12 protein-coding genes are annotated in these 14,245 nt (G+C 68.7%); 9 read left to right on the top strand and 3 right to left on the bottom strand.

Annotation, left to right across the window (positions count from 1 at the left end; translation table 11 throughout):
- Positions 1–10 precede the first annotated feature (10 nt).
- From ABZU72_RS16920 to ABZU72_RS16940, 5 genes are all read left to right on the top strand, one after another.
- A complete protein-coding gene (locus ABZU72_RS16920) occupies positions 11–1,495 on the top strand; it encodes a cytochrome b N-terminal domain-containing protein (protein WP_355019992.1) in 1,485 nt (494 codons plus the stop codon).
- Positions 1,492–1,668: a hypothetical protein gene (locus ABZU72_RS16925; protein ID WP_355019993.1), complete on the top strand. Its 177-nt coding sequence runs from the start codon at positions 1,492–1,494 to the stop codon at positions 1,666–1,668. The genes ABZU72_RS16920 and ABZU72_RS16925 overlap by 4 nt, the downstream gene beginning before the upstream one ends.
- Before the next feature lie 56 nt (positions 1,669–1,724).
- Positions 1,725–4,490, top strand: a complete 2,766-nt coding sequence (locus ABZU72_RS16930) for an AAA family ATPase (protein WP_355019994.1) — start codon at positions 1,725–1,727, stop codon at positions 4,488–4,490.
- A gap of 203 nt (positions 4,491–4,693) precedes the next feature.
- Entirely contained in the window at positions 4,694–5,623 is a 930-nt protein-coding gene (locus ABZU72_RS16935) for a GTP-binding protein LepA (RefSeq protein ID WP_355019995.1), read from the top strand.
- Between the two features lie 165 nt (positions 5,624–5,788).
- Complete coding sequence (locus tag ABZU72_RS16940) at positions 5,789–6,928, top strand: low temperature requirement protein A (RefSeq protein WP_355019996.1); 1,140 nt, start codon at positions 5,789–5,791, stop codon at positions 6,926–6,928.
- 116 nt (positions 6,929–7,044) lie between these two features.
- Here ABZU72_RS16940 and ABZU72_RS16945 read toward each other — a convergent pair whose 3' ends face one another.
- Positions 7,045–9,045 carry a helix-turn-helix transcriptional regulator gene (locus ABZU72_RS16945; protein WP_355019997.1) on the bottom strand — a complete coding sequence of 667 codons (2,001 nt, stop codon included), beginning with the start codon at positions 9,043–9,045 and terminating at the stop codon, positions 7,045–7,047.
- A gap of 90 nt (positions 9,046–9,135) precedes the next feature.
- On the opposite strand from ABZU72_RS16945, the gene ABZU72_RS16950 reads away from it, so the two are divergent.
- Positions 9,136–9,687 (top strand): hypothetical protein, encoded by a 552-nt coding sequence (locus ABZU72_RS16950; protein WP_355019998.1) that lies wholly within the window; start codon positions 9,136–9,138, stop codon positions 9,685–9,687.
- A 114-nt stretch (positions 9,688–9,801) separates the two neighbouring features.
- Here ABZU72_RS16950 and ABZU72_RS16955 read toward each other — a convergent pair whose 3' ends face one another.
- Positions 9,802–10,536, bottom strand: coding sequence for an alpha/beta hydrolase (locus tag ABZU72_RS16955; protein WP_355019999.1), 735 nt, complete (start codon positions 10,534–10,536; stop codon positions 9,802–9,804).
- A 272-nt stretch (positions 10,537–10,808) separates the two neighbouring features.
- On the opposite strand from ABZU72_RS16955, the gene ABZU72_RS16960 reads away from it, so the two are divergent.
- The 3 genes from ABZU72_RS16960 to ABZU72_RS16970 all read left to right on the top strand — a co-directional run bounded on the left by ABZU72_RS16960 (position 10,809) and on the right by ABZU72_RS16970 (position 12,511).
- Positions 10,809–11,348, top strand: coding sequence for a GNAT family N-acetyltransferase (locus ABZU72_RS16960; RefSeq protein WP_355020000.1), 540 nt, complete (start codon positions 10,809–10,811; stop codon positions 11,346–11,348).
- 175 nt (positions 11,349–11,523) lie between these two features.
- Positions 11,524–12,243, top strand: coding sequence for a sigma factor (locus tag ABZU72_RS16965; RefSeq protein WP_355020001.1), 720 nt, complete (start codon positions 11,524–11,526; stop codon positions 12,241–12,243).
- 16 nt (positions 12,244–12,259) lie between these two features.
- Positions 12,260–12,511 carry a hypothetical protein gene (locus ABZU72_RS16970; RefSeq protein WP_355020002.1) on the top strand — a complete coding sequence of 84 codons (252 nt, stop codon included), beginning with the start codon at positions 12,260–12,262 and terminating at the stop codon, positions 12,509–12,511.
- On the opposite strand, the gene ABZU72_RS16975 is transcribed toward ABZU72_RS16970, so the two are convergent.
- The gene (locus ABZU72_RS16975; RefSeq protein WP_355020003.1) at positions 12,495–14,237 is read right to left on the bottom strand and encodes a ferritin-like domain-containing protein; all 1,743 of its coding nucleotides are present in this window, start codon (positions 14,235–14,237) and stop codon (positions 12,495–12,497) included. The two genes, ABZU72_RS16970 and ABZU72_RS16975, sit on opposite strands and share 17 nt — an antisense overlap.
- Between the last annotated feature and the right edge of the window lie 8 nt (positions 14,238–14,245).

The raw sequence follows: 14,245 nt of genomic DNA on the forward strand, positions 1-14,245 counted from the left end.
CGGAGAGATGATGACCACGACGACACCCGACGAACGGGCCGCCACCCCGACCACCAAGACCGTCGTCCGCTCCCGCCGGCACCGGCTGCGGTACGCGGAGACATACGGTCGCCTCGCCCACCGGGCGGTCCCGAACCTATGGGCTGCACTCTTCGCAGCGATCTCCGCGGCCTGCCTCGTGGTCCTGGCGTTCACCGGCATCCTGCTGACGGTGGCCTACGACCCCTCGGTCGAGCCCGTCATCTACCAAGGCAGCTATGCCCCGTTGCGCGGTGTGGAGGTCTCCCGGGCGTACGACTCGATGCTCCACTACTCGCTCGAGGTCAACGGCGGGCTGCTCGTCCGGCAGACCCATCACTGGGCGGCTCTCGTGCTGCCAGCGTCGCTGATGCTGCAGATCGGGACCGCGTTCTTCACCGGCGCGTTCCGGCGACCGCGCCGGCTCGCGTGGGTACTGCTGGTCGCGACCTTCCTCCTCGCCCTCGGCGCCGGCTGGAGCGGCTACGGGCTCCCCGACGACGCGCTCTCCGGGACCGGGCTGCGGATTTTCGAGGGCATCCTGATCGGGACGCCGTTCCTCGGCAGCTGGCTGACCCTGCTGATCTTCGGCGGCGAGTTCCCCAGCGACGTGGTGCCGCGCCTGTACTGGCTACACGCCGTCGTGATCCCCGTGCTGCTCGCAGTCGTGCTGTCCCTCCGGCTGCGTCTCGTCCGGCGTACCCGACCTGCCCAGCTTCCCGGCCGTGGGCGCACCGCGAACAACCTGGTCGGCCTGCCCTGGCCTGCCGTCGCCGCCCGAGTAACCGGGACGTTCCTGCTCACCTGCGGTCTGCTGGTGGCCATGGGTGGGCTGCTCACGGTCGCTCCGATCTGGCGCTATGGCCCGGCGAGCCCGACCAGTGCCTCGGCCGGCAGCCAGCCCGACTGGTACACCGCCTGGCTCGACGGGTCGCTCCGGCTCGTGCCGCCCAGCTGGGACTTCTCCTGGCTGGGCCACACCTGGGCACTCTCAGTGCTTGTCCCCGAGCTGGTCGCGGCGGCGTTCCTCGGTGCGCTGATGCTCTACCCGCTGATCGAGGAGCGGGTCACCGGCGACCGGACTGTGCACCACCTCCTCGACCGGCCACGGGACCGCCCTCGGCGTACCGGCCTGGGCGTCGCGGGGTTCGTCTTCTTCGGGATCCTGTGGCTCTCGGCGAGCACGGACATCGGCGCCACGATCTTTCACGTCAGCTTCGAGACCCAGGTGTACGCGCTGCGGACCGCCCTTGTCCTCGGGCCCGTCCTCGCCTACGTGGTCACGGTCGCGATGTGCCGCGAGCTCCGGGCGCGCCAGCGCGAGTCCGTCAGGTACGGCTATGAGACCGGCCGGCTCATACGGGGTCCCGACGGGGGCTACACCGAGGTCCACGCACCGTTGAGCCCGGACGTACGGACCTCGGTGGCTGCCTCAGCCCGCCTGATCCGGAGATCCGACGAGGAAGTGCAGCCATGAGCCTCGACCTGACCCGGTGCCCCGACTGCGACGCACCCGCTGAAGTGGAGTGGCGCGCGGTCATGGAGAGCACCGACGGGCCGGTCGAGCATGCCCGGCTGCGGTGCCTTCACGGGCACTGGTACCTATTGCCCGTGGCATCGCTGGCCGACCGCGCGTACCTCGAGCGGTAGAAGAAGGAAGCCCATCACTCGTCGCCTCGGTCTATTATCAGGTCCGGAGGGGGATAGTGGCACCTGTAGATTCGAGCGGTTTGCTGGGGCGGCGAGAAGAGTGTCATGCCCTGGACGACCTCGTGTCGGGGGTCAAGGCTGGTCGTAGCGCAAGCATGGTTCTCCGCGGGGAAGCGGGGATTGGGAAGACCGAGCTCTTGCAGTACCTTCTCGAGCATTCATCGGGGTGCAGGACGCTGACCGCTACCGGCGTCCAGTCGGAGATGGAGCTCTCTTATGCCGGCCTCCACCAACTGTGCGGACCCTTGCTCACGGGGCTGCATCGCCTTCCCGAGCCCCAGGCGAACGCACTCGCCACGGCCTTTGGCCTGCGCACGGGCGATGTCCCCGACCGATTCCTGGTCGGCCTCGCCGCACTGGGTCTGCTCGCGGCCGCCGCGGAGAAGCAGCCTCTGATCTGCATCGTCGACGACACGCAGTGGATGGACCAGGCATCGGCGCTCACACTCGCTTTTGTTGCACGCCGGCTGCTCGCAGAATCTGTTCTGATCGTCTTCGCCGTCCGTCACAAAGCACTCGACGAGGTTCTCGCCGGTCTCCCGGAGCTGACGGTCACGGGCCTCCCCAGAAGCGCAGCACGTCAACTGCTCGACTCGGTCGTTCCCGGACGCTTGGACCACGCCGTGCGCGACCGCATCCTGGCCGAGGCCCGTGGCAATCCGCTGGCCCTCCTCGAGTTGCCCTACGGGTTGACCGCGGCCGAGCTCACCGAAGGAGTCGGAAAAGCTGACGCGCGGCCCGTGCGGGGTCAGATCGAACAAGGATTCCACCGCCGTGTGGAATCTCTTCCGGATGACACTCGGCGGATCCTCGTCACAGCGGCCGCTGATCCGGTGGGCGACGCGGCATTGCTGCGGCGTGCTGCCGAGCGCCTAGGGGTCGATCTCCACTCTGCGCTGTCGCATGGCGACGCGGCGGAACTGGTTGCCGTCGGCACGAACGTGCGGTTTCGGCACCCACTCGTGCGTTCAGCGGTCTACCGGACCGCCTCCGTGACTGACCGGCAGGAGGCGCATCGGGTGCTCGCTGAGTCGACCGACATGGACGTCGATCCCGATCGCCGAGCGTGGCATCGTGCCCAGGCCTCGCCTGGCCCGGACGAGGACGTAGCCATTGAGTTGGAACGATCGGCAGCGCGGGCTCGGGCACGCGGTGGAGTTGCGGCGATGGCCGCCTTCCTGGAGACCGCGACGACGCTGACGCCCGATCCCGGACGGCGATCGCAGCGCGCGCTGGATGCAGCGCAAGCCAAGATCCACGCCGGTGCCTTCGAGGAGGCCGCCGCTCTTCTGAGGATCGCAGAGGCCGGCCCGTACGACGATTTCAGGGACGCACGCACGAACTTGCTCAACGCCCAGATCGCGTTGGCCCACGGGCGTGGTAACGAGGCCACTCCCCTGCTGCTCTCCGCTGCCCGGCAGTTCGATCGGTTCGACGTCGTGCTGGCCCGTGAGACCTACCTCGAGGCCGTGTCCGCCGCGATCTTCGCCGGCAGCCTGGCGCACAACCCCAGCGGGCGCGCAGTCGGCATGGCGGCACGCGCCGCTCCGCTCTCAGATGGGTCGCTCGCTCCTGACCTGCTGCTGGACGCACTTGCGACGCGTCTCGCTGATGGCTACTCAGCCTCGATGCCGAGCGTTTCGGCAGTCCTCAAAATCCTCAGCGAGGAAGACACCTCCACTCAGCAATCGCAACGCTGGTTGCTGCTCGCAGGGATCCTCGCTGCTGACCTCTGGGACCTCGGGCGCTGGCACGCTGTCGCGGCACGACACGTCGCGATCACCCGCGACACCGGTGCACTCAGCGAGCTTCCTCTTGCTCTCGACTCATGCGCTGTCACTCACGTCTTCGCCGGGGAGCTGGCAACCGCGTCGTTGCTCATCGATGAGGTGGCGACGGTGAGTGCGGCCATCGGAGGCAACCAACCGCCATTCGGCATGCTTGCGCTCGCCGCCATTCGTGGCCGCGAAGGCGAGGCACGCGCACTCATCGAGGGGACCGTCGAGGGTGCGACCGCGTTGGGCCAGGGACTCGGCGTCACCGTCGCGCGATACCACCACTCGGTGCTCTGCAACGGTCTCGCGCAGTACGAGGAGGCAGCCTCTGCGGCCCGAGCGGCCGCCGCGCAGCCGCAGGACTACGGCGCACCGCGCTGGGCCTTGGCCGAACTGGTCGAGGCGTCCGCACGAACAGGCGCAACACAGGTGGCCAACGAGGCGCTCGAGGAGCTCATTGCTGCGACCCAGACCAGCGGTACGGAATGGGCGCTCGGTGTCGAAGCGAGCTCCCGCGCACTCCTCAGCAAAGGGCCACTGGCGGAAGGCCTCTACCGAGAAGGGATCGAGAGGCTCTCGCGGACCGACGTCCGGGTCGGCCTGGCGCGCACGCACCTCTTGTACGGCGAGTGGCTGCACCGGGAGGATCGCCGCGGAGACGCCCGCACGCAACTCGGCAAGGCTTACGAGCTACTGACGCAGTTCGGCGCGGAAGCATTCGCTGAACGCGCTCGTCGCGAGCTCAAAGCCACGGGGGCCACGGTTCGCAAACGGTCTGCGGTCCGTCGAACCGACCTCACCGCTCAAGAGGAGCAGATAGCTCGCTTAGCAGGCGAAGGCCTCAGCAACCCCGAGATCGGTGCCCGGCTCTTCCTCAGCCCTCACACGATCGAATGGCACCTCCGTAAGGTCTACTCCAAGCTCGGCATCTCCTCGCGCAGAGAGATCGCCCCCGCGCTTCCCAAGACGGCGTCGACCTCGGCCTAGCCTCCACCGGCCTACGGCTGCCGCGATGGGCACCCGGCGGTGAGCAGTGCTCGTCACGATCGCCATGGCTGCGCGGTCGGTTCAACAACCTCTATCCAGAAAGAGGAACCGATGAGCCTCACCATCCGGTCGAATCGCCGCGTCCCCTCCCCGCGCCAGCTGCCCACCCGTACTGCCGCTGCCCGAATGTGCGGGAGCGCATGGTGAGCACTGCATTGCGTATCGGGGTAGAGGCTCGGCTGCGTCAGCACGTCGAACGGATCGCGCTGGCCCACCCACCTATCGATGTCGCGTCGGTCGACTTCACCGTGCGAGATCCGACTGCGCTCCGTGGCCGCTATGGCCCGGTCCTTGCGTACATGGCGCGCGTAGAGCTCGAGGTCGAGCGCAACGTGCTCGAGCTCGAGACGCTGATCCCGAACCCGCCCGAGATCGACCGGCACTTCTACCAGGACGTGTGGCACCCGCAGGAGGAACGGCACGGGCAGATCCTCGATGAGCTCCACCGCCACCTCGGTGGCGTCCCCGAACCGGCCGACCTGACGTCGGTCAGCGTCAAGCTCAAGGTGCTGGGAGCTCTCGGCCACCTCGAATCCATGCAGGACGTCAGCCGCATGCTGTACTACATGACCGGCATGGCCACCGAACGCTCCGCGGTCCTGGCCTACAACCTCCTCCACGACGGGGTGCTCGAGCTCGGGGAGGACGCGGTCGCCCGCACCGTCCTGGCACCGATTCGACGCCAGGAACCCGGCCACTACGCCTTCTATCTGATGTCTGCGCGCGGCCTGTGGAACGAGCTGTCGCCTTGGCAGCGCTGGCTGACCCGCCGGATGCGTAGCCAATCGTTCTCGCCCGTGGGTGTGAGCAACGATGTGCAGCGGGCGCGGTTCGGCGACGTGATCGGGCGACTCGGCATCGACCGTGACCTCGACGGATTCGCTGCCCAGGTCATCCGCGCCGAGCGTGAGCTCCTCTGGGCCCGCGACCACGGGTTGCCGGTGCCTGAGTACGTCACCCGGGCGTTCCGTGAGGCTGTTGTCGTCGCGCATGCAGTAGGCGAGAACGAGACCGACGGTGGCTCCGCTCCCGCCGCGGCACCCGGGGCTCCGTCGTCAACGGCATCTACCTGAGATCGGCGACTGCGCAATCATGCTGGAGGACTGGGAGCGACGAGAGCTGGCGCGGATCCTCACTCCGCCGCGGCGGCTCGAACGTTGGTGGCTGGCGTTCCGCCGGCACTTCTACTCGCGAGCGAACGGCAGCTGACTGTGCGCCGGGTGATGTGCGCCCGCCCGGTGGACGAGGCGAACCGGACGGCAACGCCGCTGGAGCTGCTGTTCGACCTCACCTTCGTCGCCGCGGTCGCCCAGCTCGCGGCCCGGCTCGCGCACGCGACGGTCGACGGCCACGCGCCGTCGGCCGTCGGCCCGTTCCTGATGGTCTTCTTCGCCATCTGGTGGGCCTGGATGAACTTCACCTGGTTCGCCTCCGCCTACGACACCGACGACGTGACCTACCGGCTCGCGACCTTCGTCCAGATGGCCGGCGTCCTCACGCTCGCCGCCGGCACCGGCCGCGCCTTCGACGAGGGCGTCTACACCGCCGTCACCCTCGGGTACGCGATCATGCGGGTCGGACTGCTGGGCCTGTGGATCCGCGCCGCGATCGAGCACTCGGCCGGCCGAGGGACCGCGCTGCGCTACGCCGGCGGCTTGGCCGTGCTGACCGTACTGTGGCTGGGCCGGCTCGGGCTCGATGGCCGAGCCGCGGTGGCGACGTTCCTAGTGCTGGCCGTCCTCGAGCTCCTGGTGCCTATCTGGGCCGAGCTGCGCGGTCCGACCAGCTGGCACCCGCACCACATCGCGGAGCGCTACTCACTGTTCACCATCCTCCTGCTCGGCGAGAGCGTGTTCGCCGGGACGACCGCGGTGGTTGCGGTCGTCGAGGATTCCGCAGGTCCAGCGCTGCTCGCCGTGTCGACGGCCAGCCTCGTGATCGTCGCGGATCTGTGGTGGCTCTACTTCGCCGTCCCGGCTGGTGCAGGCCTCGAGGGGCGGCGGCAGTGGTCATTCGTGTGGGGTTACGGTCACTACCTTCCTTTCGCTGCTCTCGCCGCGCTCGGGGCAGGATTGGAGGTCGCTGTCGCCGCCAGTGTCGGGCACGCAGGCCACCTCAGCGTCCACGGCGCCGTGGCCGCGGTCGGGATCCCGGTCACCGTGGTCATCGTGATGGTCGAGGTCCTACGCGTGCCCGCAGGGACGGCGCGGTTCCGACCATCGACGGTCGTGGCACTCCTGGCCCTCGCCGCCGTTGTGGTCGTCGCGGACCGGGTCGGTCTCGTCGCCGGCATCTGTCTGGTTGCGCTCACCGTGACGGCCGCTGTCACTGCGGACTCCATGGCGTCGACGGAACCCAGCGACCTCGCGAAGCGCTGAAGACCTGAGCTTGACGGAACCCCTCACATGGCACCTGCCGTCGCGACGCGAGCCGGCGGCGGGGTGGCGGCGGGGTGGCGGACGGGTCGGGCGTGGGCGCGCCGGAGAGGTGCCGACTATTCCCTTGGGTCGTCGCTTGTCGGAACGATCTCGCGTAGCTGGAGCAGATCGTGGACGTTGAGCTTGGCGAACGCCTGCTGCAGGTGAAACTCGACGGTCTGCACGCTGAGGAAGAGTTCGGCCGCTATCGCTTGGCTGGTGAGGCTGCGGGCGGCGCGCTGCGCGATCTGGAGCTCTTGTGGTGTCAGTGTGACGACCAATCCGGAGTTGTAGGAGGGTACGGCAAGCCCGGACGATGTGAGCGCTCGTCCTGCCCGTGCGGCGAAGGCGTCCGCGTGCATGGCGGTGAACTGGCGGTGTGCGGTGCGGAGCTCATCCTCGGCGTCGATGCTGCGCCCGGGCCGTTGCAGCAGCCATTCGCCGTAGAGAAGGTGGGTACGCGCCACCTGAATCTCGATCCCCGCCTGGGAGAGGTCGTACCGGGCTTGCTGGAACTTCTCCTCGGCCTGGTGGCCGGCGGCGACGAGAGCCTCGCAGCGGGCTTGGATGCCGTGGGCCCAGGCGGTGTCGGCGGGTCGGGTGTGCTCGGCCAGCTGGTGGAGCGAACCTGTAGCCGCGGCTCGGTCTCCAACTCGGGCCGCCGCCTCGATGTGCTCGGCCAGCGACCAGCCGGTGAAGTTGAACTCGTCGTGTTCGAACCCGTCTCGGGTCGCCTCCATGGCGAGGTCGTAGCGGCTCAGCCCGTTGTAGAGAACTCCCGAGGCGTAGCCCATGACGCCGCGGAGCGAGAGCTCCCCGTGCAGCATCCCGCCGTCTCGGCCCTCATCGACCAACCGCAGCACATGGTCTTCCTCGCCGCGCCAAGCGGCAACGATGAGGGCCGCGTCGGTATAGGGCGCGGTTCCGGTCGCGGCGCTGATGGAGTCGGCTTCGGCGACGAGTGCGGCCGCGGTGGCGACATTGCCGCAATGCAGGTGCGCGCCGGCCGAGCACATGAGCTCCACAGGCAGGATGCTCAGGTCGCCGACGACGCGAGCAAGGCGAGTAGCCCGACTCGACAGTCGCGCCCATGCTGGGAAGTCCCACAGGTGGTGGATGAAGGTCTGCTGGGCCAGCGGCGCCAGCATGAGCCACTGGGTGGTGGCGTCGTCGCCTCGAGGGGTCTCTGCCGCGAACGGGGCCAGCGCGCGGCGTACGGCCACGACGCCATGGTGGGGGAAGTCGGTGAAAAGCGTCGACAGCCCATCGAGAAGGAGGTCGGTTGGCGTCACCGGCCGGCCGACCACGTGATGACGCGCTGAGGCGGCGACCGCGTGTGCGCCGCCCGAACCCTGGACGTGCCCGGCGAGCGCCGTTGCGCTCAGCGCCTCCAGATAGGTCTGCCGGGCAGCAGACTGCACTGCGGAGGCCATGGCGCTACTCGGGGCGACTTCCACGGCGGCAAGCTGTTCGGCCGCGTGCACCAGCAGGAGGGCCCCGGCCTCAGGAGCGCTGCGGAGTGCGAGGAGCGCGCGAGCGCGCAAGCGTGCGAGTCGTGCCTGCTCGGTGTTCTCGAGCCTGCACGTGGTGGCCACGGCGATCAGCCCGGCTGCCTCGTCGAGTGCGTTGGTGGAGAGATGCCCCTCCGCTGCTGCGAGCGCGCGGGTACCTCGTCGGGACGAGTCTGGGGTCATCGCGGCGGCGTGCGTGAGCAGGCGTGCGGCGCCACCCGGGTCGCCGCGACGCCGGGCACGTTCTGCAGACTCCTCGAGCGCGGCGGCGATCTCTTCGTCGGGGCCAGGGGCGGCGCAAGCGGCATGCCATGTCCGGTGATCCGCCTGCGCTGGGTCGCTGGCCCGGGACAGGGCCGCGTGTGCTGTACGGCGGTGGCCTGGACTGGCCCGGGTGTAGACCGCCGAGGCTGCCAGCGGGTGGACGAACCGCAGCTCGCTGTTTGGGAGGACGAGGCCCGCGGATTCGGCCGGGCCCAGGTCCCACGGGAGGTCAAGTACAGCTGCGGCTCGCCGAAGCACGGCCGGGGTGGCCGCCGGATCAGCCGAGGCCAGTAGGACCAGCATCCGCGCTGCCGACGGCAATGTCTCCCATCGGAGCGCGTAGTGCTCCCACACTCGATTCAAGCAAGGACATGCGGGACGAGTGTCATCGCGATGGAGGGGCTCGGACGCCCACGGGCGGGCGTTCGCGATTGCCTCAGTGCGAGCGAACAGCGGCTCGAGAAGCTGTCCCACGGAGGTGGGGCCCGTGTCGCTGTCAGTCTGGATCTGGGGAAGGTCGAGCAAAGGGAACGCACCTGCGGGTTCGCGGACCGTGAAGGCGATCGTGATGGGTTCTGCCAGGACGGTGCGCGCGACGAACGCAAGCACGTCGAGGGAGGCGTCGTCGACCTGCTCAGCGTTCTCGACGAGCACCAACACGGCGTCGCCGGCGGTGCGTGGCGTGAGCAAGGTGAGGACGGCGAGGCCGAGGTGGACAGAATTCGGAGCGGGGTTGTTCGCAAGCGGTCCGATCACGTGCTGGAGGACGTCGCGCTGAGCCTGCGGAAGGTCGCCGATCCGGGTGAGCAGCGGAGCGCACACTCGTCGCAGGCCTGCGAAGGCGACGTTCCGTTCGGAAGGCGTACCGCGGACGCGAATCACGGTTGTGCCTCGGGCCGCACGTCCTGCGAGCTCGTGAAGCAACCTGGCCAGGTGTGCCTGTGACGTGCCCCGAAGTACCCAGCCCGGGGCGCGTTGTCCGGTCACGGGAACGACGCGGCGGTTCAACCCGCTTCGTCGATGACCAGACATGACAGACCCCTCGGCGTGGCCACCGGCTCAAGCGGCGTCGGCCGCAGCGCAGACGGCGAGCGCCTCGATGATCGTCTCGGCGACCTCGTCGGGACACGAGACCGCGACTGCGTGCGAGGCGCCCTCGACCTCGCGGAAACCGCGCGCGTCGGCGCGGACGGCCAGGTCGCGCTGCACGGCGACCGGGATGTTGCGGTCCAGCTCGGCCAGGACGAACCAGGACGGCACGGTCCGCCATGCAGGAGTGCTGGTGGGCAAGCCCTCGCGGAGGGCGTACTCAGTCACGGGCCGCTGAGTGCGGGCCATCTTCCCTGCGACTGGGAGGGGAAGATCGGCAGCGAACTGCCCCGGGTACGCGTCGATGCGGATGGCAAGCTCGTTGCCGCCGGTGCTGACCGGGTAGGCGGTGAGCGCCTCGCCGAGGGTGCTGCCCGGGTGAAGGGTGGAGATCTGGAAGGCGCTTTCGCCGGAGTCGGGTGCGAACGCAGCGACGTAGACGAGCCCGATGACGTTCGGGTTGTCGGCGCCGGCCTCGGTGATCACCATGCCGCCGTAGGAGTGGCCGACCAGCAGCACGGGTCCGTCGAGGCCGGCGATGACGTCGCGGAGGTAGGCGGCGTCATCGGTGACACTGCGAAGCGGGTTCGCGGCGGCGATGACGTCGACGCCGGCGCCGTGCAGGCTCTCGATGACGCCGTTCCAGCTTGTGGACTCGGCGAACGCGCCGTGCACGAGGACGACTGTCGGGGCTTTGTCACTCATGAGGATTCTCCTGTCAGGTGCAGATTTGAGCCTGGTCACGCGGCGCGGGAGCGCCGTAGGTCCGTTCCAGGCAGTGGATGGGTCTATGGGGACGACCGGACGGCGGCCCGCGGTGTGACAACGGGCGGCACGAGCGGACCTGAGTGAGCGGTGTCGCGTGGTCGACCGACAGGCGGCCAGCTGACGTGACGAGACCACCGCACGCTCATGCAGGCCCTCTGTGTAGTCCGCCGTCACGGTCACGCGGGGGTGGGCTGTCTGGTCGGTGGGCCATGAACAGAACCATCGAAACTCCGCGGCTCGAGCTGCGGCCCTGGACAACTGAGGACCTCGAAGGCGCCCGTTCGATCTACGCGGCACCTGCGGTGACCCGATGGCTGCCTCCAGTCACCGTGGTCGGGGCTTCAGACGGCTTGGAGACGCTGCTGGCCACGTGGGTCGCGGCCGACAGTGCGAGTGCGGGATGTCTGGGGCGCTGGGCTGTGCACCTGCGCTCAAGCCCCGAAGTCGTGGGCGGTCTGTCCCTGCAGCCGGCTCCACACGCGAGCGAGAGCGTGGCGATCGCGTGGGCGCTGGCTCCTGGCGAATGGGGGAACGGGTACGCCACGGAGGCCGCCGACGCGTTGGTCCGCTGGGCGATGCACGAGGGCGGCGTCCAGGAGGTGTTCGCGATCGTCCAGCCCGGCAACGTGCGCGCACTCGGAACCGTCGTGCGGATCGGCATGGAGTGGGTCATCGACCTCGACCAGCCGGCAGGAGAGCCTTACCGCGTCTACCGGATCAGGCACGGTGACCTGGACTGGGAAGACTGAATCGGCGACCCCGGGCGTGCTGACCCGGCCCGGCCACGGCCCCGGTCCGTAGTCATTCCGTGGTCTCGGTCGTGACCACGGAATGACTACGGACTCTCCGTGGCGCGGAGGGTCACCGGGGCGGCGGAGGGTGAGCACATCGCAGCCTTGAGTCGACCAAGAACGGGAGTCCACGATGTCCGCACCTAGCCTGGAGACGACAGATACCGAGCCCTGCGAGGGTGTCACCGAGGAGCTCGACCATGCATTGGGCGTCTTCCTCTCGCAGCGGGTGAGCCTGTACGGCATCGCCCTTCGTGTCACCGGCGACCCTTCGCTCGCCGAGGACGTGGTCCAGGAGGCGTGGCTGCGGTGGCAGCGCACGGATCGGGACGAGATCAGGAACCCCGCAGCGTTCTTGACCACGACCACGACCCGCCTGGCGATCAACGTGGTCCAGTCAGCTCCGTATCGCCACGAGACGCCCATGGACGCCCCGGAGACCGCGAGGGGTGACCTCGGCGAAGACCCCACCTTCCGGGTCGAACAGGCATTGGCGGTCAAGGAAACCCTGCGCGTGCTGATGGCGCGATTGAGCCCGGCCGAGCTCGCGGCGTACGTTCTGCGCAAAGGATTCGACTACCCCTACGACGAGATCGCACACCTGCTGCGGACAACCGCGACGAATGCGCGCCAATTGGCGCACCGCGCGCAGCACCGGGTCCAAGTCGGCGCGGACCGACCCGTCGCTGCAGATCTCCACCGGCGTCTGACCGACGCGTTCTTGGCGGCCGTCCGTCTGGGCGATGTGTCGCCCTTGGCGGAGCTTTTCGCTCAGCACGCGGCATTCACGATCCAGCGGAAACGCCGGCGGACGTACCGGCCACCCGAGGCCGCCCTGCAGCGGTCCGCCTGAACAGAGGAGGACGATCATGAACCCCGAACCCAACCCGCTGCATGTCGAGATCGACGTGGAGATCACCGAGGTCGAGGCGAGCGCCGACCTCGAGGGTGATGACGAACCGGGGCGTGCCGCCTACGAGACCCGCCTGCACAGCCTTCACGACGCCGTGGTGGCGTTCGAGAAGACCGAGTCCTCGGCGAAGTCCCCCGCGGAGTCATCGGCGGAGCTCGAGCACTCGGACGGGAGAAGCGCCGCAGAGGGCACTACTCGCGGAAGTTGATGCTGCGGTGCGTGCCGTCGCACAGTGGCTTGTTGCCCGATTGTCCGCAGCGGCACAGCATGACCCGATTCCGGGTCTCGCACGGTTGACCGTCCGCGCGAAGAATGGGGATGCCGCCCGTGACCCACAGGGCACTGGCCAGGCCGTGCTCTTCCTCGATCACCGAGACCGCCACCGGCAGGTCGGGCTCGATCGCTTCTGCGTCGGGTTGGAGGGCGTAGGTGTACGAGCCGGAGGGGCACCGGTCGACCATCCACATGACGTGGGCACGGGCGTCGGAGTCGGTGGTGTCGGGCAGCCAGTCGTCGAGCTGCTTGGCCCGCCCGACGCAGAACGCGGCGTGCATGCACAGGCTTCCGACGCGGCGTATCGAGATGCCTTCGCCTTCTTGACTCCACATCCGGTCGGTGTAGCTGCCGGTCTTGGCGGTCTCGGTGCCGTCGAAGCTGGTGCGGGCGTGGGAACCGTCGCAGAACGGCTTTGCGCCCGACCGGCCGCACCGGCACAGCGCGTAGGTCTCCTCGGTGGCGATCGTTTCGGTGCGGTGCCAGTCGAGAGAGTCGTCGTTCTCCGGGGCGACGACCTTCACCTTCCGTCGGAGCGGGATCTGGCCGTACAGCAAGTACGGACCGTCAGGCAGGACCTCGATGCGGCGGGAGTCTCCGCTGCGCCATCGCCGGTCGGCGGGGAAGACGTACTCGAACGTCGGGCCGGAGCCGATTTCGAACAACGCGAGTGCCTGGGCGCGCAGTCCATACATCTCGCCGGTCGCGACCGGCAGCAGCCGGGGGCTGCCGTTGAAGGCGCGCTCCAGGAGATGAAGGAGTGCAGAGTAGGTGTGGTTGAACTCTTCCTGCGCGACCCGCACGGCGCTGCCCGGCGGATGGTCGGTGGTGCGTGGGTTGCTCGGCATGGTGTGGACGCCGTCCCAGTCGATGTGGATCGGGTCGCCGGTGGGCCCGGTGGTGGGGGTGTCGCCCCGCCGGAATCGTCGGCCGGTCTTCAGTTCAACGAAGCGGTAGTAGTGGCCGACCTCGTCTCGTTCGGGGTGGAACATGTCCTGGTCGCCGTCCCACACGTCGTGGTGTGCGGTGCCTTCGCCCTGTTCGACGATCTCGTCGAGTGCCTGGAGTGCGGTGGGGAGGTCGGTGACGGCGACGATCCGGCCGGCGCCGCCGTAGAACTGCTGGTCCGTGGCTTGTCGGGCTGGCCTCCCAGTGAAGACGGCTGCCTCCCCCAGACGGCTGCAGAGGGTCAGGAGGCCGGAACGGATGGCGGCGTAGAACTGCCCGATGGTCTCGTAGCCGTCGCTTTCGGCCGGCGCGGCGACTGGCGACGGCTGTTCGATTCGTAGGAACAGCTCCAGTGCCTCTCGTCCGAATGACACGAGCGACACCGCGAAGGAGCGGTCGCCGTGCGGGAGCGTCGTGGGGTACCCGGGCAACATCCGCGGCGCGTCGATGAGCGGGGCGCCACCGACGGCGTTGAGCAAGTTCGCGGCGAGGGTGAGGTGGAGCATCTCCTCGACGAAGACGCTGGTGACGACTTCGACCGCTTCGGGATTTCGGGCCGGATCGAGCGAGTAGAGGGCGCACAAGTACGGCGGGAGCGTGGAATGCTCCAGTTCAACGGCCCACTGGAGATGTTCACGTAGGTCGTCGACGGTGTCGATGGGAGAGATGTTGGGCATACCGATGTGACCGAGCTGGAGCCGGGCACGTGACATCCGCCCCC

The organism is Nocardioides sp. NPDC004968 (genome assembly GCF_040608935.1).
Lineage (GTDB): Bacteria > Actinomycetota > Actinomycetes > Propionibacteriales > Nocardioidaceae > Nocardioides.